Here is a 24959-nt window from a genome sequence, read left to right on the forward strand (position 1 = left end):
AGCTTCTCCGTTAATTTAACCAGACGCCAAGCGGCAGGGTCACATCAAGTAAGGTATCGAAGGCGTACCATAACGAGACGCCCATCACCACGCCGGCAATGCCTGCCGCCGATAGCGTGGCGCCGAACAGCAGGCCAATCACCGCCGTCAGTAGCGCAGTGGCTAGCGGAAAGCCCAGCCATTCAAATCCCCAGGCATAGACCACCAGCACCACAACCATGGTTAACAGACGTTGCAGTACATGTCGTCCCGGCCACTCGATGGCGTCCGGGCGACGCAGCAGCATCAGCGCCGAACACAGCAGCATCAGGCCGATAATGCCCAATGGGAAAGGGCGCGGGCCGACGGGTTCATACGAGTATTCGCTGTGGATCTGCCAGGCGATAAACAGGCCGCCGATGCATAGCAACAGCCAGACTCCGGCAAAGATACGATCGCTCATTAGCGCCTCCGCGGATTATTTAGCCAGACCAAAGGCTTTCGCCTGTTCGCGATAATCGCTGACCTGCTGTTTTACATAGGTATCGAGCTCCTTACCGTTCATGTTGAATTCAAACAGGCCGCGCAGTTCACGTTGCTTTTTGAACTCATCGGTTTGCTGCAGTTTAGTGAATTCATCAACCCACCACTGATAGTCGGCATCGCTTACCTTCGGGCCCATAAAGAAGCCGCGAATAATCGGCCACACCAGGTCATAGCCCTGCTCTTTAGCGGTAGGGACATCGGCCAGCGCGCCCGGCAGACGTTCGTTGGAGAAGACCGCCAGGACGCGGATCTTATTTCCCTGCAGGTACGGCACCATTTCACTCAGATCGCCGGAGACCGCCTGCACATGGTTGCCGAGCAGCGCGGTTACCGGCTCGCCGCCGCCCTCAAAGGCGACATAGCGCATCTTGTGCGGATCAACGTTGGCTTTTTGCGCCAGCAGCGCCGCTTTCATCCAGTCCTGGCTGCCGATGGAGGCCCCGGCGCCAATGACGATAGTGGCGGGATTTTTCTCCATCGCGGTCATGAATGACTTCAGGTCTTTCCATGGCGAATCGGCGCGCACGGCAATCATGCCGTAGTCGGTACCGACGCTCGCCAGCCATCGCACGTCATCAACGCCGTAGCGACCGAATTTCCCCTGCGACAAATTCAGCAGCGAGCCGCCGGAAAAGGCAACCACGGTTCCGGCTTCCGCCGGACGCTGGGCGACGATGGCGTTGTAGGCCACCGCGCCGACGCCGCCGGGCATATAGGTAACGCGCATCGGTTTCTCGATCGCGCCGGTTTCCATCATGCTTACCTGAATCAGCTTACAGGTAAGGTCAAAGCCGCCGCCAGGTTTGGCGGGCGCGATACATTCGGTGCGGGACGGGGCTTGCGCCGCGAAAGCGGTGGTTGTACAGAGGCACAGCGCGATGGCGCTAAGATGGCGGAAAAATGGCGTTTTCATAGGCTTCCTCAGTAGGGACAGGGAATGTTTTTCTGATTATGTGAACCGACATGTGGCGATTCGGTTGCGTGATTGTTAAAACAGTTACCTTTCATTTCCCTTTCAATGGGGCAGCAACCTTACAGGATGTGATATGCGTCTCTTATTAGCCGAGGATAATCGTGAGCTGGCTCACTGGTTGGAAAAGGCTCTGGTGCAGGGCGGTTTTGCCGTGGATTGCGTTTTTGATGGCCGGGCGGCGGATCACCTGCTGCAAAGCGAAAAATATGCGCTGGCGGTGCTGGATATCGGTATGCCGGGCCTGGATGGCCTCGAGGTGGTACAGCGGTTGCGTAAGCGCGGGCAAACGCTGCCGGTGCTGCTGTTGACCGCGCGCAGCGCGGTAGCGGACCGGGTGAAAGGGCTGAACGTCGGTGCCGATGATTACCTGCCTAAACCTTTTGAGCTGGAGGAGCTCGACGCCCGTCTGCGGGCGTTGCTGCGACGCAGCGAAGGGCAGGTGCATGAGGTACAGCAGCTTGGGGAGCTGGAATATCGCGATGAAGGCTATTTTCTGCTGCGTGGTGAGATGTTGTCCCTGACGCCGCGCGAGCTGGCGCTGTTGAAAGTGCTGATGTTTCGCCGTACCCGTCCGGTTTCCCGCCAGCAGCTATTTGAACAGGTGTTTAGCCTCAGCGACGACGTCAGTCCGGAAAGCATCGAACTTTATATTCACCGCCTGCGCAAGAAGCTCCAGCAAAGCAACGTGCGTATTACTACGCTACGCGGGCTGGGTTATCTGCTGGAGTGTGAGCCGCATGAGCTGGGGTAAACCGCAATCGCTGTATGCCCAACTGCTGCTGTTTCTTGGCCTGCCGCTGGCGCTGTTGTGGGGGCTATCGGCATTCAATAGCTACGTGAGCGCGCTGCAGGCGGCGACGCAGGCCTACGATCGTACGCTGCTCTCCTCGGCGCGTACCGTGGCGGAGCGGCTGGTAGTGCGCGGCGGTCATCTGGAGGTCAATGTGCCCTGGGTGGTGCTGGACAGCTTTGAACTCAACATGAACGACCGGCTGTATTACAAGGTGGTCGACCCGCAGGGGAAAGTGATTTCCGGCTTTGACGATCTGCCGGCAATGCCGCCGGCCACTTCACGAACTCAACTTTATCCGGCGCTGGCATGGTTTTATCATACCGAATACCGCGGTCAGGCAATCCGCGTGGCGCGCCTGCTGCAGCCGGTCAATGAAGGCGGTATCGTTGGTATGGCGGAGATTTATATTGCCGAAACGCTGCAGTCGCGGCGCTGGCTGGCCGGACAACTGCTGTTCTCATCCTGGGTGTCACAGGGCTTATTAGTGCTATTGACGTTGGTACTGGCGGGGTGGCTACTGCGCCGCGTTCTGCGGCCAATGCGTCAGCTCTCGGCGCTGATGGTGCGCCGCGAACCCGGCCTGCTGACGCCGCTACCGGAATTGCTGCCGTGGTCGGAAACTCGGCTGCTGATCGTGGCTTTTAACCGCTATATCGACCGCCTGCGGGTGATGATCTCCCGGCAAGAACGCTTTAGCGCCGACGCTTCACATCAGTTGAAAACGCCGCTGGCGGTCCTGAAAACCCAGGCCTCGGTGGCGCTGGCCAGCGACGATCCGCGGCTGTGGCGCGAGAGTTTGCAGGCCATGCGCGCAACGCTGGATGATACGATTTTACTCACCGAACGTTTGTTGCAACTGGCGACGGTAAAACGCCGGGAGCAGGGCGAGCAGGCGTTTGCCGCGGTCGATCTGCAGGAGGTCGTGCACCATAGCTGTTTTTCGCGCATTGCCCAGGCGCGCAGTAAAAACATCGATCTGGGTTATGAGGGCGAGCAGTCGCCGGTGAACGTTTTGGGTGATGGCGTTTTGTTGGGGGAACTGTGCGCCAACCTGCTCGACAATGCGATTCGCTACACTCCGGCACGTGGGACGGTGACGCTGAGTCTGCATCGCGATGGCGAAGCCGTCACGCTGAGCGTGGAGGATAGCGGCCCGGGTATCGATGAAAACCTGATTAACCAGGCGCTGACGCCGTTTCGACGGCTGGAGAATGGTGGCGGCATACCCGGCGCCGGGCTGGGCCTGGCGCTGGTAAACGATATCGCACGTCTGCATCGTAGCCGCCCGCAGCTGTCGCGCAGCGAAAGCCTGGGAGGATTAAAGGTGACGCTGCGTCTGCTGACCGTGGCTTAAAGCAGCCCTTTCTGGCTGAGGGTGAGGCGGGTCGCGGCATTAAGATCGTAGTGTCGCAGGTCTTCGCCCTTCACCCACGCGTAATCGTCGAATTCCTCGTTGATCGTGACCTCGCGGTTGGCGCTTATGCAATCGAAAATCAAATAGATCATGTAGATCTCTTCCTGGCGACCATCGGCATAGGTTTTCACACGGGTATCATCGCGGAAGCTCCATGGCGTGATACGGGTCAACTGCAGTTTTTCGCCAAGCTCCTCGCGGACTTCACGTCGCAGCGCCTCTTCAATACTTTCCCCCGGCTCCACGCCGCCGCCGGACAGCGCCCACTGTCCGGGAAAAACCCCGCGGTCGGCAGCCATCTTGCACAACAGGTAATGGCCATCATTTTGGATTAGCGGGCAAACAATCGTCCTTTGACGCATGATTTTTCTCCTTCGCAGTGAGTCGGGCCGGGAATCGAGGAAACAGTTTGCGAGGGGCCTCGGCAAACCGCAAGGGAAATACGGCGCTGGCTCTACAGAGTGCTAAGTTAAGCGAAATGCTTGAGTTGCTGCAAAAGCATATCCGGCAACGCGATATGATGGAACTGCAGGAGCAACTAGCCAGCCTGTTGGCGCTGGGATACACTAGCCGCAGGCAGCTCAGGACGCGGCTTCACTATTTATTGCAGGCAGGAAATGCCGCCGATCCGGTCGCCTTTTTACGTAATCTTGCGCAAAATGTCCCCAGACGGCCGCATAAGGAGACGCTAATGAACATTGCCCAGTTTCTGGAACAACGCGGCCATCAGCAAGGCCATCAGCAAGGCCTTGAGCAGGGCCTGCAACAAGGTCTTGAACAGGGAGAACAATTGGCTGCGCAACGTATTGCCCAAGCGATGCTGGAAAACGGGCTTGACCTGGCGCTGGTGGCGAAGCTGACGGGGCTTGCGCCGGAGCGTCTGGCCCTGCTCGCCCATTAATTTTTCTGCTTCCTTCAAACGGCCTGCGCGACGGCGATCGCGCAGGTTAATATAGATTTATTTAATCAATACAACTCAATTCAATATAATTCTGATGAATTTAAATTCGGCAGAATTTGCATTCTTTCGCAACTGCGCGTCGGTATTGATGTAAAAAGACGCAACTGGTTACACTCTTGTGAAAAATCATTTCGCCAGGTCATTGATTCCTGACGGGTGCGCAGTAGAATTTTCTGGTTTTTTCGGGACTTCTTTGATTCTTCTTTTCTGGATAGAGTAAATAATGAAAAAGAGCATTTTTATGGCCCTGGCCGGGGTAATGATGGTTTCCTCGGCGGCCCATGCTATTAGCGTTACTGGCGAAGCCGGCGAGCACTATACCAACCTCGGCGTTGGCTTCGGTACCGAATCCACCGGCCTTGCTATTTCCGGCAACTGGTTGCATAGCGATAACGACGGCGACGCCGCGGGTTTAGGTCTGGGTCTGAATATTCCGCTGGGACCATTCCTGGCGACCGTGGGCGGCAAAGGCATCTACACCAATCCGAAGCAGGGCGATGAAGGTTACGCGGCCGCGGTCGGCGGCGGCCTGCAGTGGAAAATTGGCGATAGCTTCCGTCTGTACGGCGACTATTACTACTCGCCTGATTCCCTCTCCAGCGGCATCGAGAGCTATGAAGAAGCGAACGTCGGCGCCAGCTGGACCATCATGCGTCCGCTTAGCATCCAGGCAGGTTATCGCTACCTGAACCTGGCGGGCAAAGACGGCAACCGTGATAACACCATCGCCGACGGTCCGTACATCGGCGCCAGCGCCAGCTTCTAATCCTCCGGCGCGGCCATCCGCCGCGCCAAATTTCTTCGTCGCCAGCCCGCGCCTTTGCGCTATAGTAATTCGACTTATCAGGCTGGAGTTCATAATGCTACAAGTGGAAATGCTGTCCACCGGCGATGAAGTGCTGCATGGGCAGATTGTCGATACCAATGCCGCCTGGCTGGCGGATTACTTTTTTAATCAGGGTTTACCGTTAACGCGCCGCAATACCGTCGGCGATGACCTCGACGCGCTGGTGGCTATTCTGCGCGAACGCAGCGAACAGGCGGATGTGCTGATCGTGAATGGCGGTCTGGGGCCGACCAGCGACGATCTTAGCGCGCTGGCGGCCGCGACGGCGAAAGGCGAAGGGTTGGTCCTCAACGCTGAATGGCTGGAGACGATGACGCGATTCTTTGCCGAACGCGGTCGGCCAATGGCGGAAAGCAATCGCAAGCAGGCGGAAATCCCCGCCAGCGCCGAAATGATCAATAATCCGGTGGGCACCGCCTGCGGGTTTGCCGTACAGCTCAACCGCTGCCTGATGTTTTTCACCCCCGGCGTACCGTCTGAATTCAAAGTTATGGTCGAGCAGGAGATCGTACCGCGCTTACGTGCGCGCTTCACGCTTCCGTCGCCGCCTGTCTGTCTGCGTTTAACCACCTTCGGACGTTCGGAAAGCGAGTTGGCGCAAAGCCTCAATCACCTGCAGCTCCCCCCTGGTGTGGTGATGGGCTACCGCTCGTCAATGCCGATTATCGAGCTAAAACTTACCGGTCCTGCCGAGCAGCGCGATGCCATGCTGGCGCTGTGGCCAGAAGTGCGTAAGGTAGCCGGAGAGAGCCTTATCTTCGAGGGCACGGAAGGGTTACCGGCACAGATCGCGCGCTGCCTGCAGGAGCGTCAGCTTAGCCTGACCTTGAGCGAACAGTTCACCAGCGGCCTGCTGGCGCTGCAGCTGAGGCGGGCGAACGCGCCGCTTCTCGCCAGCGAAGTGGTGCCGGCGCAGGAGGAGACGTTAGCGCAATCGGCGCGCTGGGCCGCCGAGCGGCGCGTAAACCATTTTGCCGGACTGGCGTTGTCGGTCAGCGGTCAGGAGGCCGATTACCTGAACTTTGTGCTGGCGACGCCGGAAGGTACGCACGCGCTGCGGGTTAAGTTCAGCGTGAATCGTCATGGGCTGGCGGTGCGACAAGAAGTGTGCGCCATGATGGCGCTGAATATGCTGCGCCGCTGGCTCAACGGTAAGCCGGTCAGCGGCGAGCATGGCTGGATTAACGTCGTCGAGACGCTGTTTATCGACTGACTCAGGCAGGCGCCCCCAGCGCCTGCGCCAGCAGAGTAATGGGATGTTCGCAGCGCTTGCTGGTGGACATCTCTATCTGCCATTTGCAGGTTTCGCAATCGGTAATCACTACGTCCGCGCCGCTCTCTTCAATCTGGCGAAATAATGGCGCGCCAATGGCCTGCGCCGACAAATAGTTTTCCGACTTAAAGCCGAAGGTGCCGGCGATACCGCAGCACTGCGAATCCAGTACTTCCAGCTGTAGGCCCGGGATTTGGCGCAAAAGCTCAAGGGTGTATAGCGACCAGCCCATTTTTTCCATATGACATGGGGTGTGATAGACCACCTTCAGCGGCAGCGGGCGCAATGGAAGGGTTTTGCCGGCATTGAGCTGTTTCCAAATCCAGCGGGTCGCTAACTCCACCCGATCCCGCAGATCGCTGTTATCGATATCCAGGAGATGGGGATATTCATCGCGCAGGGTAAAAGTACAGGTTGAAGAGGTGGCGATGATCGGCAACGCGTTTTCGCGCATGGCGGCGACGTTGCTGTGCGCTTGCTTGCGCGCTTTGTCAAAAAAGCCGTTGGCGATAAGCGGGACGCCGCAGCATTTTTCTTTCGATAAGAGCTGCACGCCGGTACCCAGCGCGTTGACGACGCGAATCAGATCCTTACCCAATTGCGGGTGGTTATAGTTGACGTAGCAGCCATGGAAGAAAGCCACCTGCTCGCTGTACTGCGCCTGTTTGGCGGCGAGCTGGCGATAAGCGCGGCGGAAGGTGCCGAAGCCATATTTCGGCAGCGTGCGGCGATGGTCGATTTTCAGCGCGGTGTCGAGCAGGCGGCGCACCGGTTTTAACCCCGTAGTGGCGTTGACCAGCGGCGCGAAAGGCGTGGAAAGGGTGCCCATCAGATCGGTATGGCTGAGGATGGCATCGCGCAGAGTCGGTTTTTGTTGGCTGTACTGCGCACGCGCGCGTTGAATAATATCGCCGATTTTCACATCAGACGGACAGGCCACCTCGCAGCGTTTGCAATTAATACAATATTTCAGCGCATCGTCGTACAGCGCGCCATCTTTCAGACGCAGACGTTCGCCGTCCGGCCCCGCCTGTTTCGGGCCGGGATAGCGCGGATTTACCCGGCTCACCGGGCAGGCGGTGGTACAGACCGTGCATTTTATGCAGCTTTCAAAGCGGGTATCGTTCATGACCGGCCTCCTGCAAGGGTGTGGATCTGTCTGGCGGCATGCAGCGCGGTGACGGCGCAAACGCCGCCGCCGCAGCCGAGTTGAATGGCATCGAAACCGCCGAGCAGCGAGCCGATAGCGAAAAGATTACTCAGCGGCTGGCCGAGCAGGTGTGGGCGTAGCATGGGGTCCGTCTTCAAACCAAAGCGCTGCCACGGTTGTGACGCGAAGAAATCACGCTGATACCAGCTATCGCGCGCCAGCGTTTGCTGCAGATCGAGGCCGAGGATCGGTTCGCGCACGCTATCACGCGTGGCGACGAGTCCGTTACTGAAAAAGCTTCCGCTCGCCAGCACGGTAAAGCGCGGGCGCAGCGCGATATCGCCGTGATTTCGCGTCCAGACGGCCTCGACGGCGCCCTGCTGATGGCTGATTTTCACCACTTCGTCACCGGCAAGCCAGGTACCACCGGTGCGGATGAACTGACGCTGAAGCTGGCTATGCAGGCGCATCCCCGGCACCGAAGGCGGCAGCGTCGGCAGCAGGCGCAGCGAGCAGGGCAGATGTTCCTGTAGCCAATGCCAGAGGCGATTATCCGCGAGCCCAAAACAGGCGGGCATTATCAGCAGTTCGTACTCTTGCGCTAGCGGCAGCAGCGCGGACTGCAGGGCAGGCCACAGGTTTTCATCATCAAGCACGCGGGCGATGTTGGCGGCACGGAACTCCGTAGGGTTATCGCGCAGCACATCAAGCAGCGGTAAATCAATCTCCGCGGCGGAGGCGTCCACTCCGCTCTGTCCGAGGGCGGCGGCGGCCAGGTGCGGTTGAAAATCGGCAAAACCGCTAATCCCCACCATGCATACGCGCTGCTGCGCGATGGGCGCCAGCGGAACCTCTTCGGGCGACAGCCACGCCGGGCGCAACGTTCCCAGCGGCGTCACCCGCAGATGCGGTCGGCGCGCTTCGCCTTGCATGTTCGCGCCGCAGGCGGCCAGCAGCGCTTCGGCCTGCCTGGCGTATTCGAACACCGCGTCGGCACCGAGACGGGAGTAGGGGTGTTCAGGAAGCTGAACGGCCAGTTGCTGAAGACCTTGTGCGATATCAGTGACGGTATCGCCGTTCGGCAGCGCCGAGAGCAGGTCTAATGAAGCAGAGGAAAAGTGCAGCGCGCTTTGCCCGCGGCTGATTATCACGCAGCGTAGGCCGTACTGATTCAGCGCCAGTCCGCACAGTAGCCCGGCCAGCCCGCCGCCGACGATGGCGCAATCAAATTTCATCCTGATGTTCCTTTTGCAGTCCGCATAAGCCGAGGTAGACCCAGCGGGTAAATTCACTTTCGCGCAGCGCGTCACCCCAGGCGATGGGCTGAACGCCTTTCCAGCGTTCATTGAGAAATTCCGACAGCTGAGTTAACGACTGCGCCGGTGTGGCGACGTTGAAGCGCTGTAGCAGCCCGGCGGCGCGGCAGGCGCACAGTTCCCCCTGGCAGGTGCCCATACCGACTCGGGTACGACGGCGCAGGTCGAGCAGATTCTTCACCGCCAGATTCTCTACCGCGTACTGCACTTCCCCGGCGGTGACCGCTTCACATTCACAGACCAGGCTGCGGTGCTGGCGGCTGTCGCCGAGCCATGCCGGGGTGCGGTCGCCGTGGCGATAGACCGCCGACCCGCGCAGCGGCGTCGGTAGCGAGATAATCTTTTTCAGCGTGGTTTCTGTGGCTTCCTGCGAGCCCGGCAGCGGACGCTCCGCGGTGCGGCACGGCTCAGTATTGCCGAGTTTGCGGCAGACGGCGTCGCTGGCCCATTCCGCCATCAGACGGTAGGTCATCAACTTACCGCCGGTGATGGTGATAAAGCCTTCCATACCGTCGCGCGCGGCGTGGTCGAGCAGCACAATACCGCGGCTGACGCTGCGCCCACTGGGGTCGTCATCGCTGGCGACCAGCGGACGGACGCCGGAGTAAGCGCGTAGCACCCGGGTGCGCCCCATGATCGGCGCCAGTTTTTCCCCTTCGCGCAGCAGCGTATCGACCTCTTCCGTCGTCACCCGGTTATCGTCAATTTCGTCATAAGGAATATGCGTCGAGGTGGTGCCAATCAGCGAGATGGTATCGCCGGGCACCAGAATATCGGCATCCGCCGGCTTGCGGCAGCGGTTAATCACCTGATTATTAATACGATGGTCGAGGATCAGCAGCGAGCCTTTTGCCGGGAACATGGAGATGCGCAGATCGGCGTATTCCGCGATGCGTTGGCCCCAAATCCCGGCGGCGTTGACCACCACCTGTGCGCGCATGCTGCGCGCTTCGCGACGTTGATGATCGTAGATCTGTACGCCGTACACACGATCGCCCTGACGTAGCAGGCCGGTAACCTCGCAGCCGGTGAGGATCTGCGCGCCGTGTTCGCGGGCGTCGAGCATATTGGCGGCCGTCAGACGGAACGGGTCGACGGTGCCATCCGGTACCTGTACGGCGCCAAGCAACGTAGGGTTCACCGCAGGCTCCAGACGTAATGCTTCAGCGGGAGTAAGCGGTTTAGCATCGATACCGGCCTGCTGACAGGCGTTGATGAAGGTTTGCTGCCAGGCCATGTCATCTTCAGGCAGGGTGATAAACAGCCCGTTGGTGGGTTCAATGCAGTGGCGGGCGATGCGACGTAAAATGCGATTCTCGCTGATACATTCGCGTGCGGATTCGCTATCGGTAACGGCATAGCGCGCGCCGCTGTGCAACAGACCATGGTTGCGGCCGGTGGCGCCGGTGGCGATATCGTGCCGCTCAATCAACGCCACACGTAACCCGCGCAGGGCGCAGTCGCGGGCGATTCCCGCGCCGGTGGCGCCGCCGCCAATAATCAGCGCATCAAATTCTTGCGTCTCGGCCATCTTCCGGTCCTCTACTTTCGTTTTACACCATTTAGCCATACCAATAGTGTGGAATGTTTGATTTCGAGCATATTTGCGCGCAATTCGAGCGTTTTCTGTGATTTTGTGCTCACATTGGAAAATTTTGTCATATATCTGTAACAAAATGTGCGATATTTCACAGTATTAGTTCTACGCTTTGCCTACCATCGCGACCTAATTAGAAGTGCGTGAATAAATTAGATTTTTTGCGTCGATGTCAGTGAAACAGCAATGGCCACGGAGGCTGATATGTTAAGTATTTTTAAACCCGCAGCGCATAAAGCGCGTTTGCCGGCGGCGGAAATCGACCCTTTATATCGTCGATTACGTTGGCAGATCTTTATTGGCATCTTCTTCGGTTATGCCGCTTACTATCTGGTTCGTAAGAACTTTGCGCTGGCGATGCCTTATCTGATTGAGCAGGGGTTCTCTCGTGGCGACCTCGGTTTCGCGCTTTCGGGTATCTCCATCGCCTACGGATTTTCGAAATTCATCATGGGATCGGTCTCCGACCGCTCGAATCCGCGCATTTTCCTGCCCGCAGGGTTAATTCTGGCGGCGCTGGTGATGCTGGTGATGGGCTTCGTGCCGTGGGCGACTTCCAGCATCATGATCATGTTCGTATTGCTGTTCCTTTGCGGATGGTTCCAGGGGATGGGCTGGCCGCCGTGTGGTCGTACCATGGTGCACTGGTGGTCGCAGAAAGAGCGCGGCGGGATTGTCTCAGTGTGGAACTGCGCGCATAACGTCGGCGGCGGTATTCCGCCGCTGCTGTTCCTGCTGGGGATGGCGTGGTTTAACGACTGGCACGCGGCGCTGTATATGCCGGCTTTCGGCGCGATCCTACTGGCAATTTTTGCCTTCGCGATGATGCGCGATACCCCGCAGTCCTGCGGTCTACCGCCGATTGAAGAGTATAAAAACGACTATCCGGATGACTATAGCGAAAAGCACGAAGAAGAGCTGACGGCGAAGCAGATCTTTATGCAGTACATTCTGCCGAACAAACTGCTGTGGTACATCGCTATCGCTAACGTCTTCGTTTACCTGCTGCGCTACGGCATTCTGGACTGGTCGCCGACCTACCTGAAAGAGGTCAAACACTTCGCGCTGGATAAATCCTCCTGGGCCTACTTCCTGTATGAGTACGCGGGCATTCCGGGCACCCTGTTGTGCGGCTGGATGTCGGACAAAGTATTTAAAGGCAACCGCGGCGCAACCGGCGTGTTCTTTATGACCCTGGTGACGATTGCCACCGTCGTTTACTGGCTGAACCCGCCGGGTAATCCGGGCGTCGATATGGCCTGTATGATCGTCATTGGCTTCCTGATTTACGGCCCGGTGATGCTGATCGGTCTGCATGCGCTGGAACTGGCGCCGAAAAAAGCTGCCGGCACCGCCGCGGGCTTCACCGGTCTGTTCGGTTATCTCGGCGGTTCCGTAGCCGCGAGCGCCATTGTTGGCTATACCGTTGATTTCTTCGGCTGGGATGGCGGCTTCATGGTGATGATTGGCGGTAGCGTACTGGCGGTTCTGCTGCTCATTATCGTCATGCTTGGCGAGCGTCGTCATCATCAACAACTGAAACAAGCCTAAGGAGCGGCGATGAAAATGAAACTTACCGCGCTAATGAGCGGAATGATTTTGGCCAGTTCAGCGCTGTGCTTCAGCGCGACAGCCGCTGATAAAATTGTCATCGCCCACCGCGGCGCCAGCGGGTATCTGCCGGAACATACCCTGCCGGCGAAAGCGATGGCTTACGCTCAGGGGGCGGATTACCTTGAGCAAGACCTGGTCATGACCAAAGACGATCGGCTGGTGGTGTTGCATGACCACTATCTCGATCGGGTGACTGATGTTGCGCAGCGTTTCCCGCAGCGGGCGCGTAAAGATGGCCGTTTTTACGCTATCGACTTTACCCTGGCCGAGATTAAGTCGCTGAAGTTCACCGAAGGTTTTGAGCCGAAAGATGGTAAGAACGTGCAGACCTATCCCGGGCGTTTCCCGATGGGTAAATCCGATTTCCGCATTCATACCTTTGAAGAAGAGATTGAGTTTGTGCAGGGGCTGAATCATTCGACGGGGAAAAATATCGGTATCTACCCGGAAATCAAAGCGCCGTGGTTCCACCATCAGGAAGGCAAAGATATTGCCGCCAGCACGCTGAAGGTGCTGAAGGAATATGGCTACACTAGCAAGCAGGATAAGGTTTATCTGCAGTGTTTTGACGCCAACGAGCTCAAACGCATTAAGAATGAGCTGGAGCCGAAGATGGGTATGGATCTCAATCTGGTGCAGCTCATCGCCTATACCGACTGGAATGAAACGCAGCAGAAACAGGCCGATGGTAAATGGGTGAACTACAGCTATGACTGGATGTTCAAGCCGGGGGCGATGACGCAGATTGCGCAGTACGCCGACGGTATCGGCCCGGATTACCATATGCTGGTAGCGGAAGGCTCGAAGCCGGGCACGGTGAAGCTGACGGCGATGGTAAAAGAGGCGCACGCCAGCCATCTGCAGGTGCATCCGTACACCGTGCGCGCGGATCAGTTGCCGGAGTACGCCACTAACGTTAACCAGCTCTATGACGTGCTGTATAACCAGGCGGGCGTCGACGGCTTGTTTACCGATTTCCCGGATAAAGCAGTGCAGTTCCTGGACGCGAAATAAAACAAAAGGGCCGTAAGGCCCTTTTTTATGTTTTCACCCTCTCCCTGTGGGAGAGGGCCGAGGTGAGGGCATCAGGCCGCACACATCGACAACACTTACATCTCGATCTCAATATCGCCTTTCGCCCGGCAGCAGCAGGGCAAAATTTCTCCCGGCTGGATAAACGCCAGCGGTTCTGTCAACCAGTCAACCTGGCCTGACACCAGACGCGTGCGGCAGGAACCGCAATAGCCTTCGCGGCACTGATACTCCACGTCGATGTTATGCGATTCAAGAGCGGCCAACAGGGAAGGATGTTCATCCTGACACTCAAGGCGAGTGTCAGAAATCCTCAAGAAAATCCGCTTCATTACAGCTGGAAGTTGCTCAGATCGTCGGCATCGACTTCAGAATCGATCTGGCCGACGAGATAAGAGCTGACTTCCACTTCCTGCGGCGCGACCTGAACGTTGTCGGAAACCAGCCAGGTGTTGATCCATGGGATCGGGTTGGAGCGGGTCTGGAACGGTAGATCGAGGCCCACCGCCTGCATGCGGATATTGGTGATGTACTCGACGTACTGGCAGAGAATATCTTTGTTCAGGCCGATCATCGAGCCGTCGCGGAAAAGATAGTCCGCCCACTCTTTTTCCTGCTGCGCCGCCAGTACAAACAGGTCATAGCACTCTTGTTTGCACTCTTCGGCGATTTCCGCCATTTCCGGATCGTCGCTGCCGGAGCGCAGCAGGTTCAGCATATGCTGAGTGCCGGTCAGGTGCAGCGCTTCATCGCGGGCGATCAGGCGAATAATTTTGGCGTTACCTTCCATTAGCTTGCGTTCGGCAAAGGCGAAGGAGCAGGCGAAACTGACGTAGAAGCGGATCGCTTCCAGCGCGTTGACGCTCATCAGGCATAGATACAGTTTCTTTTTCAGCTCGCGCAGATTCACGGTCACAGTTTTGCCGTTGACGGTGTGAGTGCCTTCGCCCAGCAGATGCCAGTAGCTGGTCATTTCGATCAAAGAATCGTAATAGTGAGAGATGCCTTCCGCGCGTTTCTGGATCTGCTCATTGGTCACGATATCGTCGAACACCGTCGCCGGGTCGTTGACGATGTTGCGGATAATGTGGGTGTAGGAACGCGAGTGGATCGTCTCTGAAAAGGCCCAGGTTTCCACCCAGGTTTCCAGTTCCGGGATGGAAATCAGCGGCAGCAGCGCGACGTTCGGGCTACGGCCCTGGATGGAGTCGAGCAGCGTCTGATATTTCAGGTTGCTGATAAAAATATGCTTTTCATGTTCCGGCAGCGCCTGATAGTCGATGCGATCGCGCGAAACGTCGACTTCTTCCGGGCGCCAGAAGAAGGAGAGCTGCTTTTCAATCAGTTTTTCAAAGATGTCATATTTTTGCTGATCGTAGCGGGCCACGTTAACCGGCTGGCCAAAAAACATCGGCTCAAGCAGTTGATTGTTTTTCGTCTGTGAAAAAGTGGTGTATGCCATGAGTGGGTCCTGTTGAGATTGTATCGCCCGGCAACACTGCGTTTGCCGGGCCTACAAAACCGTAGGCCGGGTAAGCATCGCGCCACCCGGCAAAAATACCTTAGATCTTACATGCGCCGCTTTCGCAGCCGTCGTCCTGAATTGACGGCGCCAGGTCATCCTGGGCGTCTTCCGCGCCATCACGGGTGTTGTGATAGTACAGCGTTTTCACGCCGAATTTATAGGCGTTAAGCAGGTCTTTCAGCAACTGTTGCATCGGCACTTTTCCGGAAGGGAAACGCGTCGGGTCGTAGTTGGTGTTGGCGGAAATCGACTGATCGATGAACTTCTGCATGATGCCGACCAGCTGCAGATAACCGTCGTTATTCGGCATTTCCCACAGCAGTTCGTAGGCGTTCTGCAGATTTTCGTAATCCGGAACGACCTGGCGCAGGATCCCGTCTTTCGACGCTTTGATGCTCACGTGGCCGCGCGGCGGTTCGATGCCGTTGGTGGCGTTGGAGATCTGCGAAGAGGTCTCAGACGGCATCAACGCGGAGAGCGTGGAGTTACGCAGACCGTGGGTTTTGATGGATTCACGCAGCTGCTCCCAGTCGAAATGCAGAGATTCGCTCACGATCGCATCCAGGTCTTTCTTGTAGGTATCGATCGGCAGAATACCCTGCGCGTAGGTAGTTTCATTGAACCACGGGCAGGCGCCTTGTTCGATAGCCAGTTCGTTGGAGGCCTTCAGCAGATAGTACTGAATGGCTTCGAACGTTTTGTGCGTCAGATTGTTGGCGCTGCCGTCGGAGTAGCGCTTGCCATGTTTCGCCAGATAGTAAGCGAAGTTGATAACGCCGATGCCCAGCGTACGACGACCCATCGCGCCGCGTTTGGCCGCCGGGATTGGGTAATCCTGATAATCCAGCAGGGCATCCAGCGCGCGCACCGCCAGTACCGCCAGGTCTTCCAGCTCGTCGAGGCTATCGATGGCGCCAAGGTTGAACGCCGACAGCGTGCACAGCGCGATTTCGCCATTTTCGTCGTTCACATCGTCCAGCGGTTTGGTCGGGAGGGCGATTTCCAGGCACAGGTTAGACTGGCGCACCGGCGCGACAACCGGGTCGAACGGGCTGTGGGTGTTGCAGTGGTCAACGTTCTGGATATAGATACGGCCGGTAGACGCGCGTTCCTGCATCATCAGCGAGAACAGCTCAACGGCTTTAATACGCTGTTTGCGGATGCTGTCGTCTTTTTCGTATTTCGTGTACAGACGTTCGAACTCATCCTGATCGGCGAAGAACGCATCGTACAGGCCAGGAACGTCGGATGGGCTGAACAGGGTGATGTCCTCGCCTTTCAGCAGGCGGGTGTACATCAGCTTGTTGATCTGCACGCCGTAGTCCATGTGGCGAACGCGGTTGGCGTCGGTGCCGCGGTTGTTTTTCAACACTAGCAGGCTTTCGACTTCCAGATGCCACATCGGATAGAAGAGGGTGGCCGCGCCGCCGCGAACGCCGCCCTGCGAGCAGGATTTCACCGCGGTCTGGAAGTGCTTATAGAACGGGATGCAGCCGGTGTGGAAGGCTTCGCCGCCGCGGATCGGGCTACCCAGCGCACGAATGCGGCCGGCGTTGATACCGATACCGGCGCGTTGGGAAACGTATTTCACAATCGCGCTGGAGGTGGCGTTGATCGAATCCAGGCTATCGCCGCACTCAATCAGCACGCAGGAGCTGAACTGACGAGTTGGGGTACGCACGCCGGACATGATCGGCGTCGGCAGCGAAATTTTAAAGGTGGACACCGCGTCATAGAAACGCTTGATGTAGTCCAGACGGGTCTCACGCGGATAGTTAGAGAACAGGCAAGCCGCGACCAGAATATAGAGGAACTGGGCGCTTTCATAGATTTCGCCGCTGACGCGGTTCTGCACCAGGTATTTACCTTCCAGCTGCTTAACGGCGGCATAGGAGAAGTTCATATCGCGCCAGTGGTCGATAAAACCGTCCATCTGCTGGAACTCTTCTTCCGTGTAGTCTTCCAGCAGATGATGATCGTATTTACCTTTTTCGACCATGTTTACCACATGGGTGTACAGCGCTGGTGGTTCAAACTGGCCAAACGCTTTCTTGCGCAGGTGGAAAATCGCCAATCGCGCGGCGAGGTACTGGTAGTCCGGCGCATCGCGGGAGATCAGGTCCGCTGCGGCCTTAATAATAGTCTCGTGGATGTCGGCGGTTTTGATGCCGTCATAGAACTGAATATGTGAACGCAGTTCTACCTGAGAAATCGAAACGTTATTCAGTCCTTCTGCCGCCCAATCTAGTACGCGATGGATTTTGTCGAGATTGATACGCTCGGTGCTACCGTCGCGCTTTGTCACCAGCAGACTCTGATTCATGTGGTTTTTACCTGTCCGTGAGAAAAAATATCCCCCCATTTATCCACAGCAAGTCGTTGTGACTAACTCTGTGGATAAATACTATATGTAGGGGGTTGTCGATAAAAAGAACGCTATATGGTGAGTTATTTTAGTAAGGATTCTTTTGAGTACAAGGGTTGATTTTGACGTTAATTTGAGGTTGCGCAGGCGTAATAATCGCTAAGTCCACGCCGTATAAGGCCTGGAGAAGAAGTCAATAAAACAGAAAAAAAAATCAAAATTTGATCGAGTGCTGATTTCTTCGTCGGAAGGGAAAATTGCGCAGCTTGATGCCGCGCAATCATCATCATAAAAACGTATGACGTTATGCTTTTTTCGCCGTTGTATGCAACATATAGTTAACATCAACGCCCGGCGCCAGCTTGAAGGTATTGGTGAGCGGATTGTAATGCAGGCCGGTGATGTGCTGCTCTTTCAGAGAAGTCTGATCGATCCAGCCGATGAGCTCCGCCGGCTTGATAAACTTCTTCACGTCATGCGTACCTTTTGGCACCATTTTCATCACGTATTCCGCGCCGACCACGGCCATCAGCCAGGCTTTGCCGTTGCGGTTAATGGTCGAGAAGAAGACCTGGCCGCCGGGCTTCACCAGTCGCGCGCAGGCATGCACGACCGACTGTGGATCAGGGACGTGCTCGAGCATCTCCATACAGGTGACGACGTCGTACTGTTGGGCGTGCTTCGCCGCGTGCTCTTCGACGGTCTCCTGCACATACTCCACCTGAACGCCGCTCTCCAGGGCGTGCAGTTTTGCGACCTGCAGCGGCTCGAAGCCCATATCCAGACCGGTGACCGTGGCACCTTCGCGCGCCATGCTTTCGGCGAGGATGCCGCCGCCGCAGCCGACATCAAGCACTTTTTTGCCGAACAGGCCGCCGGAGCGTTCGGCAATATAGCCAAGGCGCAACGGGTTGATGCGATGCAGCGGTTTGAACTCGCCTTCTAAATCCCACCAGCGCGAGGCGACGGCTTCAAATTTGGCGATTTCATTGTGATCAACGTTGGGGGCCACCGACGGTTTTTCGGCATTCATGGGCGCTTTTACTCCTTTTCTGTTCTGACCTGCGAGTATATCAGCAGACTGCCACGAATAAACCGTATTGCTTTACCTCTATTACGACGGCTGTGTTATAATTTGCGACCTTTGAATCCGGGACACAGTAGAGGGATAGCGGTTAGATGAGCGACCTTGCGAGAGAAATTACACCGGTCAACATTGAGGAAGAGCTGAAAAGCTCGTATCTGGATTATGCGATGTCGGTCATTGTTGGCCGTGCGCTGCCGGATGTCCGAGATGGCCTGAAGCCGGTACACCGTCGCGTACTATACGCCATGAACGTATTGGGCAATGACTGGAACAAAGCCTATAAAAAATCAGCCCGTGTCGTTGGCGACGTAATCGGTAAATACCACCCGCATGGTGATACCGCCGTTTATGACACCATCGTACGTATGGCGCAGCCGTTCTCCTTGCGTTATATGCTGGTCGATGGCCAGGGTAACTTTGGTTCTGTCGATGGCGACTCCGCCGCAGCGATGCGTTATACGGAAATCCGTATGTCGAAGATCGCTCATGAGCTGATGGCCGATCTCGAAAAAGAGACGGTTGATTTCGTCGACAACTATGACGGCACGGAGAAAATCCCTGACGTCATGCCGACAAAAATCCCTAACCTGCTGGTGAACGGTTCTTCCGGTATCGCCGTAGGTATGGCGACCAACATTCCGCCGCATAACCTGACGGAAGTGATCAACGGCTGCCTGGCGTACGTTGATAACGAAGACATCAGCATTGAAGGGCTGATGGAACACATTCCGGGCCCGGACTTCCCGACCGCCGCTATCATTAACGGCCGTCGCGGTATTGAAGAGGCCTATCGTACCGGTCGCGGTAAAGTTTACATTCGCGCGCGCGCGGAAGTCGAAGCTGACGCGAAAACCGGTCGTGAAACCATTATCGTGCATGAAATTCCGTATCAGGTGAACAAAGCGCGCCTGATTGAGAAAATCGCCGAGCTGGTGAAAGAAAAACGCGTTGAAGGCATCAGCGCGCTGCGCGACGAATCTGACAAAGACGGTATGCGTATCGTTATCGAAGTGAAACGCGACGCGGTGGGTGAAGTGGTTCTTAACAACCTCTACTCCCAGACCCAACTGCAGGTTTCTTTCGGTATCAACATGGTTGCGCTGCACCACGGTCAGCCGAAGATCATGAACCTGAAAGACATCATTGCGGCGTTTGTTCGTCACCGCCGCGAGGTTGTCACTCGTCGTACTATTTTCGAACTGCGTAAAGCGCGCGACCGTGCGCATATCCTTGAAGCGCTGGCGATTGCGCTCGCTAACATCGATCCGATCATTGAACTGATTCGCCGCGCGCCGACGCCGGCGGAAGCAAAAGCGGGTTTAATCGCGCGTTCATGGGATCTGGGCAATGTCTCCGCGATGCTGGAGCGCGCCGGCGATAACGCCGCGCGTCCGGAGTGGCTGGAGCCAGAGTTCGGCGTGCGTGACGGCCAGTACTATCTGACCGAACAGCAGGCCCAGGCGATTCTGGATCTGCGTCTGCAGAAACTGACCGGTCTGGAGCATGAAAAACTGCTCGACGAGTACAAAGAGCTGCTGGATCAGATTGCCGAGCTGCTGCACATTCTGGGTAGCGCCGATCGTCTGATGGAAGTTATTCGCGAAGAGCTGGAGCTGGTTAAAGAACAGTTTGGCGATGCGCGTCGTACCGAAATCACCGCCAACAGCGCCGATATCAATATCGAAGACCTGATTAACCAGGAAGATGTTGTCGTGACCCTGTCGCACCAGGGTTATGTGAAGTATCAGCCGTTAACCGACTACGAAGCGCAGCGTCGTGGCGGTAAAGGCAAATCGGCAGCGCGTATTAAAGAAGAAGACTTTATCGACCGCCTGCTGGTGGCCAACACCCATGACACGATCCTCTGCTTCTCCAGCCGTGGTCGTTTGTACTGGATGAAGGTTTATCAACTGCCGGAAGCCAGCCGCGGCGCGCGTGGTCGGCCGATCGTCAACCTGCTGCCGTTGGAAGCTGACGAGCGTATCACCGCTATCCTGCCGGTTCGCGAGTACGAAGAGGGCGTTAACGTCTTTATGGCGACCGCCAGCGGTACCGTGAAGAAAACGGCATTGACCGAGTTCAGCCGTCCGCGTTCTGCCGGTATCATCGCCGTCAATCTGAACGAAGGGGACGAACTGATCGGCGTCGATCTGACTTCTGGTCAGGACGAAGTGATGCTGTTCTCCGCCGCCGGTAAAGTGGTGCGCTTTAAAGAAGACGCCGTTCGCGCGATGGGTCGTACCGCAACCGGCGTACGCGGCATCAAGCTGGCGGGCGAAGATAGCGTGGTCTCGCTGATTATTCCTCGCGGCGAAGGCGCTATCCTGACCGTGACGCAAAACGGTTACGGCAAGCGTACTGCGGCAGCAGAGTATCCGACCAAGTCACGTGCGACGCAGGGCGTTATCTCTATTAAGGTCACCGAACGTAACGGTTCAGTGGTCGGCGCCGTGCAGGTCGATGATTGCGACCAGATCATGATGATCACCGATGCGGGCACCCTGGTGCGTACTCGCGTTTCTGAAGTGAGCATCGTGGGTCGTAATACTCAGGGCGTGATTCTGATCCGTACCGCGGAAGATGAAAACGTTGTTGGCCTGCAGCGCGTGGCTGAACCGGTTGACGACGAAGAACTGGATGCCATCGACGGCAGCGTAGCGGAGGGCGATGATGATATCGCGCCGGAAAACGATGCTGACGACGACATCGCCGAAGACGAAGAGTAATCGTCGCAGGTAAATGTTCTGAAAGGGCCGGGTATTATCCCGGCCCTTTTTGCATTAACATTGCGGCAAAGCCCATTTACCGCTACTTTAACCCCATTCTGTTGAGCCCCTGACGACCGAGCATTACCCCATTGAAATATCTTGCCTCGTTTCATACGACCTTAAAGGTTTCTCGTTATCTGTTCAGAGCGCTGGCGGTTCTGCTATGGATGCTGATTGCTTTTGTCTCCGTGTTTTATATCGTTAACGCGCTGCATGAACGGGAATCGGAAATTCGTCAGGAGCTGAATCTTAACGCCGACCAGGCGCAGCGCTATATCCAGCGGACTGCGGATGTCATTAAAGAGCTGAAGTACGTCGCAGGCAACCGCGCGGCGACCGGGAGCGAGGGCAGCGCGGCGCTTGCCAACAGCGGTAATATCACTATCCCAAATTTTGAACCGCTGTATCCGGATTCCGACTGCAGCGCAATGAGCGGCGCCTGGCGTAATTCGCTGCAATCGCTGGCGTGGTTCATGCGCTACTGGCGCGATAATTTCTCCGCCGCCTACGACCTGAACCGTATTTTTTTAATTGGCAGCGACAACCTCTGCATGGCTAATTTTGGCCTGCGCGATATGCCGCTGGAGCGCGATCAGGCGCTGAAGGTGCTGCATCAGCGTATCGAACAATATCGCGATGCGCCGCAAAACGAGCGCGGCAATAACCTGTTCTGGATTAGCCAGGGCGTGCGTCCGGGCGTCGGCTATTTCTATGCGCTGACGCCTATTTATATGGCCAACCGCTTGCAGGCGATGCTCGGCGTTGAGCAGACTATCCGCATGGAGAGCTTCTTTACGCCAGGCAGCCTGCCGATGAGCGTGACGATTCTCGATGATAACGGCCAGCAGCTCATTTCTCTTGCCGGGCCGGATAACAGCATTAAACCGGAAACCCGCTGGATGCAGGAGCGGATGTGGTTTGGCTATAGCTCTGGTTTCCGCGAACTGGTGCTGAAAAAGAGCCTGCTGCCGTCATCGCTGAGTATTGTCTATTCGGTTTCCGTCGATCAGGTGCTGGAGCGTATCAGGATGCTGATCCTCAACGCTATCGTATTGAATATCCTGACCGGCGCGATCCTGTTCGCGCTGGCGCGCATGTATGAACGGCGGATATTTATTCCGGCGGAAAACGACGCCCAGCGTCTGGAAGAGCATGAGCAGTTCAACCGTAAAATCGTCGCCTCCGCGCCGGTTGGGATCTGTATTCTGCGTACTCAGGACGGCACTAACATACTGAGTAACGAACTGGCGCATAACTATCTGAATATGCTGACTCACGAAGACCGCCAGCGGCTCACGCAGATTATCTGCGGCCAGCAGGTCAATTTCGTCGACGTGTTAACCAGCAACAACACCAACCTGCAGATTAGCTTTGTGCACTCGCGCTATCGTAATGAAAACGTAGCGATATGTGTGCTGGTGGATGTTTCCGCCCGAGTGAAAATGGAAGAGTCGCTGCAGGAGATGGCCCAGGCGGCGGAGCAGGCCAGCCAGTCGAAATCGATGTTCCTCGCCACCGTCAGCCACGAGCTGCGTACGCCGCTGTACGGTATTATTGGCAACCTCGATCTGCTGCAGACAAAAGCGTTGCCGAAAGGGGTCGATCGGCTGGTGACGGCGATGAATAACTCCTCCAGCCTGCTATTGAAGATTATCAGCGATATTCTCGACTTCTCGAAGATTGAGTCTGAGCAGCTCAAAATCGAGCCACGAGAGTTTTCGCCGCGCGAGGTTATGAATCATATTTCGGCGAACTATCTACCGCTGGTGGTGCGCAAGCAGCTTGGGCTGTACTGCTTCATCGAGCCGGATGTTCCGCAAACGATGATAGGCGACCCGATGCGCCTGCAGCAGGTCATCTCCAACCTGCTGAGTAACGCCATTAAATTTACCGATACCGGCTGTATCGTGTTGCACGTCCAGCGCACCGGCGACTATCTGCAAATTAGCGTACGTGACACCGGAGAGGGGATCCCGGCGAAAGAAGTTGTGCGCCTGTTCGACCCGTTCTTCCAGGTCGGTACCGGGGTGCAGCGTAATTTCCAGGGCACCGGCTTGGGGCTGGCTATCTGTGAAAAACTCATCAGCATGATGGATGGCGACATTGCCGTGGAAACTGAACCCGGCATGGGCAGCCGTTTCACCATCCGCATTCCGCTATATGGCATGCAGCAGATGCCGGCGCTGTTGGCCGATCGGCACAGCAACAGCACCTGCTGGCTGGCGATTCATAACACGTCACTGGCGCTGTTTATCGAATCGCTGCTGCAATATCATGGCCTGACGGTACGGCAATTTGCTGGCCAGACACCGGCCGCTGACGATATTTTATTAACCGATGATGAACTTAGCGAGCGTTGGTCGGGAAGTGCAGCGGTGATCTTCTGCCGTCGCCATATCGGCATCCCCGTTGAGCGCGCGCCTGGGGAGTGGTTGCATAGCGTAACCACGCCGCATGAGCTCCTGCCGTTGCTGGGACGCCTGCTGCATCTGGCGCTGGCGGCGGAAGAGAATGGTCCGGCGCTATCGGCCCACGACGCGCCAACGGTCAGCAATGACGACATGATGATTCTGGTGGTCGACGATCATCCGATTAACCGCCGCCTGTTGGCTGACCAGCTTGGCTCACTGGGTTATCAATGCGTGACGGCCAATGATGGCGTCGATGCGCTTAACGTCCTCAGTAAACAACATATTGATATTGTTCTCAGCGATGTGAACATGCCGAATATGGATGGCTACCGTTTGACGCAGCGGATCCGGCAACTGGAGATGACTCTGCCGGTGATTGGCGTGACGGCTAACGCACTGGCGGAAGAAAAGCAGCGCTGCCTGGAGTCGGGAATGGATAGTTGTCTGTCAAAACCGGTGACGCTGGATATCCTCAAGCACACGCTGGCCACCTATGCCGCACAGGTACGTAAGGCCAGAACAACAAGCTGAAGTCGCACTCCATGGCGTTGAGATCTCCCCGGAGCGCGATGCTTTCCGGGGTGGGGACATAAAGCTTCAGAATGGCCCGGAAACGGCGGCTTGCCGCCATCCGGGAAAAGTGAATTACTCTTTATCCGTTGAGGTGAGAGAGACGGAAGAGAGATAGTTCAGCAGCGCGATATCATTTTCGACGCCCAGCTTCATCATTGCCGATTTCTTCTGGCTACTGATGGTCTTGATGCTGCGGTTCAGTTTTTTGGCGATCTCGGTGACCAGGAAGCCTTCAGCGAACAAACGCAAAACTTCACTCTCTTTTGGCGACAGGCGTTTGTCGCCATAACCGCCGGCGCTGATTTTTTCCAGCAGGCGGGAGACGCTTTCCGGAGTAAACTTTTTGCCTTTCTGCAGCGCGGCCAGCGCTTTCGGCAGGTCGGTCGGGGCACCCTGTTTCAGCACGATCCCTTCAATGTCGAGATCCAGCACTGCGCTGAGAATAGCCGGGTTGTTGTTCATGGTCAGAACGATAATTGACAGCTCAGGGAAATGGCGTTTGATGTATTTGATCAGAGTGATCCCATCGCCATATTTGTCGCCAGGCATCGACAAGTCGGTAATCAGGACGTGCGCGTCAAGCTTAGGAAGATTGTTAATCAGAGCTGTGGAATCTTCAAATTCGCCAACAACATTCACCCACTCGATCTGCTCAAGTGACTTGCGAATGCCGAACAGTACGATCGGATGGTCATCGGCAATAATTACGTTCATATTGTTCATGTATTAGGCTAC

The 24959-nt window shown here is 56.5% G+C and carries 19 protein-coding genes and 1 pseudogene; 9 read left to right on the top strand and 11 right to left on the bottom strand.

Annotation, left to right across the window (positions count from 1 at the left end):
- Positions 1-10 precede the first annotated feature (10 nt).
- The gene (locus ACSEMK_RS08145) at positions 11-442 is read right to left on the bottom strand and encodes a tripartite tricarboxylate transporter TctB family protein (protein ID WP_430914756.1); all 432 of its coding nucleotides are present in this window, start codon (positions 440-442) and stop codon (positions 11-13) included.
- 15 nt (positions 443-457) lie between these two features.
- On the bottom strand, positions 458-1438 hold the full coding sequence (locus tag ACSEMK_RS08150; protein WP_087860116.1) for a Bug family tripartite tricarboxylate transporter substrate binding protein: 981 nt from the start codon (positions 1436-1438) through the stop codon (positions 458-460).
- A gap of 133 nt (positions 1439-1571) precedes the next feature.
- On the opposite strand from ACSEMK_RS08150, the gene tctD reads away from it, so the two are divergent.
- Both tctD and ACSEMK_RS08160 read left to right on the top strand, forming a co-directional pair.
- Positions 1572-2249, top strand: coding sequence for a transcriptional regulator TctD (gene tctD, locus ACSEMK_RS08155; RefSeq protein WP_430914757.1), 678 nt, complete (start codon positions 1572-1574; stop codon positions 2247-2249).
- The gene (locus ACSEMK_RS08160; protein WP_271031724.1) at positions 2236-3645 is read left to right on the top strand and encodes a sensor histidine kinase; all 1410 of its coding nucleotides are present in this window, start codon (positions 2236-2238) and stop codon (positions 3643-3645) included. Before tctD ends, ACSEMK_RS08160 begins: the two co-directional genes overlap by 14 nt.
- Here the strand turns inward: ACSEMK_RS08160 and nudI are convergent.
- On the bottom strand, positions 3642-4067 hold the full coding sequence (nudI, locus tag ACSEMK_RS08165; protein ID WP_087860119.1) for a nucleoside triphosphatase NudI: 426 nt from the start codon (positions 4065-4067) through the stop codon (positions 3642-3644). The genes ACSEMK_RS08160 and nudI overlap by 4 nt on opposite strands.
- Positions 4068-4183: 116 nt before the next feature.
- Here nudI and ACSEMK_RS08170 point away from each other — a divergent pair.
- From ACSEMK_RS08170 to ACSEMK_RS08180, 3 genes and pseudogenes are all read left to right on the top strand, one after another.
- Positions 4184-4606: pseudogene (locus ACSEMK_RS08170) on the top strand (ISNCY family transposase); the annotation flags it as partial.
- A 283-nt stretch (positions 4607-4889) separates the two neighbouring features.
- On the top strand, positions 4890-5432 hold the full coding sequence (locus ACSEMK_RS08175; RefSeq protein ID WP_087860120.1) for a YfaZ family outer membrane protein: 543 nt from the start codon (positions 4890-4892) through the stop codon (positions 5430-5432).
- 94 nt (positions 5433-5526) lie between these two features.
- Positions 5527-6726 (top strand): nicotinamide mononucleotide deamidase-related protein YfaY, encoded by a 1200-nt coding sequence (locus ACSEMK_RS08180; protein WP_316424273.1) that lies wholly within the window; start codon positions 5527-5529, stop codon positions 6724-6726.
- Position 6727: 1 nt separating this feature from the next.
- On the opposite strand, the gene glpC is transcribed toward ACSEMK_RS08180, so the two are convergent.
- From glpC to glpA, 3 genes are read right to left on the bottom strand one after another with little or no spacing between them, the layout of a single operon-like run.
- Positions 6728-7915 (bottom strand): anaerobic glycerol-3-phosphate dehydrogenase subunit GlpC, encoded by a 1188-nt coding sequence (gene glpC, locus ACSEMK_RS08185; RefSeq protein WP_316424272.1) that lies wholly within the window; start codon positions 7913-7915, stop codon positions 6728-6730.
- Entirely contained in the window at positions 7912-9171 is a 1260-nt protein-coding gene (glpB, locus tag ACSEMK_RS08190; RefSeq protein ID WP_316424271.1) for a glycerol-3-phosphate dehydrogenase subunit GlpB, read from the bottom strand. Before glpB ends, glpC begins: the two co-directional genes overlap by 4 nt.
- Positions 9161-10783, bottom strand: a complete 1623-nt coding sequence (gene glpA / locus ACSEMK_RS08195; protein WP_308958263.1) for an anaerobic glycerol-3-phosphate dehydrogenase subunit A — start codon at positions 10781-10783, stop codon at positions 9161-9163. The genes glpB and glpA overlap by 11 nt, the downstream gene beginning before the upstream one ends.
- A 270-nt stretch (positions 10784-11053) precedes the next feature.
- Between glpA and glpT the strand changes: the two genes are divergently transcribed.
- Positions 11054-12400, top strand: a complete 1347-nt coding sequence (glpT, locus tag ACSEMK_RS08200) for a glycerol-3-phosphate transporter (RefSeq protein ID WP_047066187.1) — start codon at positions 11054-11056, stop codon at positions 12398-12400.
- Between the two features lie 9 nt (positions 12401-12409).
- Positions 12410-13477, top strand: a complete 1068-nt coding sequence (glpQ, locus tag ACSEMK_RS08205; protein WP_430914758.1) for a glycerophosphodiester phosphodiesterase — start codon at positions 12410-12412, stop codon at positions 13475-13477.
- Positions 13478-13572: 95 nt separating this feature from the next.
- Here glpQ and yfaE read toward each other — a convergent pair whose 3' ends face one another.
- The 4 genes from yfaE to ubiG form a co-directional block, all read right to left on the bottom strand.
- Positions 13573-13827 (bottom strand): class I ribonucleotide reductase maintenance protein YfaE, encoded by a 255-nt coding sequence (gene yfaE / locus ACSEMK_RS08210; protein ID WP_015365617.1) that lies wholly within the window; start codon positions 13825-13827, stop codon positions 13573-13575.
- On the bottom strand, positions 13827-14957 hold the full coding sequence (nrdB, locus tag ACSEMK_RS08215) for a class Ia ribonucleoside-diphosphate reductase subunit beta (RefSeq protein WP_015365618.1): 1131 nt from the start codon (positions 14955-14957) through the stop codon (positions 13827-13829). Before nrdB ends, yfaE begins: the two co-directional genes overlap by 1 nt.
- A gap of 100 nt (positions 14958-15057) precedes the next feature.
- The gene (gene nrdA / locus ACSEMK_RS08220) at positions 15058-17343 is read right to left on the bottom strand and encodes a class 1a ribonucleoside-diphosphate reductase subunit alpha (protein WP_015365619.1); all 2286 of its coding nucleotides are present in this window, start codon (positions 17341-17343) and stop codon (positions 15058-15060) included.
- A gap of 346 nt (positions 17344-17689) precedes the next feature.
- Positions 17690-18418: a bifunctional 2-polyprenyl-6-hydroxyphenol methylase/3-demethylubiquinol 3-O-methyltransferase UbiG gene (gene ubiG / locus ACSEMK_RS08225; protein WP_045391407.1), complete on the bottom strand. Its 729-nt coding sequence runs from the start codon at positions 18416-18418 to the stop codon at positions 17690-17692.
- A gap of 146 nt (positions 18419-18564) precedes the next feature.
- On the opposite strand from ubiG, the gene gyrA reads away from it, so the two are divergent.
- Positions 18565-21198 carry a DNA topoisomerase (ATP-hydrolyzing) subunit A gene (gene gyrA / locus ACSEMK_RS08230; protein ID WP_045391405.1) on the top strand — a complete coding sequence of 878 codons (2634 nt, stop codon included), beginning with the start codon at positions 18565-18567 and terminating at the stop codon, positions 21196-21198.
- 131 nt (positions 21199-21329) lie between these two features.
- Entirely contained in the window at positions 21330-24182 is a 2853-nt protein-coding gene (gene rcsC / locus ACSEMK_RS08235) for a two-component system sensor histidine kinase RcsC (protein WP_430914759.1), read from the top strand.
- 114 nt (positions 24183-24296) lie between these two features.
- Here rcsC and rcsB read toward each other — a convergent pair whose 3' ends face one another.
- Positions 24297-24947, bottom strand: coding sequence for a response regulator transcription factor RcsB (gene rcsB / locus ACSEMK_RS08240; RefSeq protein ID WP_015365624.1), 651 nt, complete (start codon positions 24945-24947; stop codon positions 24297-24299).
- Positions 24948-24959 lie beyond the last annotated feature (12 nt).

The sequence above is a fragment of the Klebsiella sp. K-3 genome, assembly GCF_051207495.1.
GTDB lineage: Bacteria > Pseudomonadota > Gammaproteobacteria > Enterobacterales > Enterobacteriaceae > Klebsiella > Klebsiella aerogenes.

Coding starts and splice junctions, on each gene's coding strand:
- ACSEMK_RS08145 (WP_430914756.1), bottom strand. CDS start 442: ATGAGCGATCGTATCTTTGCCGGAGTCTGGCTGTTGCTATGCATCGGC.
- ACSEMK_RS08150 (WP_087860116.1), bottom strand. CDS start 1,438: ATGAAAACGCCATTTTTCCGCCATCTTAGCGCCATCGCGCTGTGCCTC.
- tctD (WP_430914757.1), top strand. CDS start 1,572: ATGCGTCTCTTATTAGCCGAGGATAATCGTGAGCTGGCTCACTGGTTG.
- ACSEMK_RS08160 (WP_271031724.1), top strand. CDS start 2,236: ATGAGCTGGGGTAAACCGCAATCGCTGTATGCCCAACTGCTGCTGTTT.
- nudI (WP_087860119.1), bottom strand. CDS start 4,067: ATGCGTCAAAGGACGATTGTTTGCCCGCTAATCCAAAATGATGGCCAT.
- ACSEMK_RS08175 (WP_087860120.1), top strand. CDS start 4,890: ATGAAAAAGAGCATTTTTATGGCCCTGGCCGGGGTAATGATGGTTTCC.
- ACSEMK_RS08180 (WP_316424273.1), top strand. CDS start 5,527: ATGCTACAAGTGGAAATGCTGTCCACCGGCGATGAAGTGCTGCATGGG.
- glpC (WP_316424272.1), bottom strand. CDS start 7,915: ATGAACGATACCCGCTTTGAAAGCTGCATAAAATGCACGGTCTGTACC.
- glpB (WP_316424271.1), bottom strand. CDS start 9,171: ATGAAATTTGATTGCGCCATCGTCGGCGGCGGGCTGGCCGGGCTACTG.
- glpA (WP_308958263.1), bottom strand. CDS start 10,783: ATGGCCGAGACGCAAGAATTTGATGCGCTGATTATTGGCGGCGGCGCC.
- glpT (WP_047066187.1), top strand. CDS start 11,054: ATGTTAAGTATTTTTAAACCCGCAGCGCATAAAGCGCGTTTGCCGGCG.
- glpQ (WP_430914758.1), top strand. CDS start 12,410: ATGAAAATGAAACTTACCGCGCTAATGAGCGGAATGATTTTGGCCAGT.
- yfaE (WP_015365617.1), bottom strand. CDS start 13,827: ATGAAGCGGATTTTCTTGAGGATTTCTGACACTCGCCTTGAGTGTCAG.
- nrdB (WP_015365618.1), bottom strand. CDS start 14,957: ATGGCATACACCACTTTTTCACAGACGAAAAACAATCAACTGCTTGAG.
- nrdA (WP_015365619.1), bottom strand. CDS start 17,343: ATGAATCAGAGTCTGCTGGTGACAAAGCGCGACGGTAGCACCGAGCGT.
- ubiG (WP_045391407.1), bottom strand. CDS start 18,418: ATGAATGCCGAAAAACCGTCGGTGGCCCCCAACGTTGATCACAATGAA.
- gyrA (WP_045391405.1), top strand. CDS start 18,565: ATGAGCGACCTTGCGAGAGAAATTACACCGGTCAACATTGAGGAAGAG.
- rcsB (WP_015365624.1), bottom strand. CDS start 24,947: ATGAACAATATGAACGTAATTATTGCCGATGACCATCCGATCGTACTG.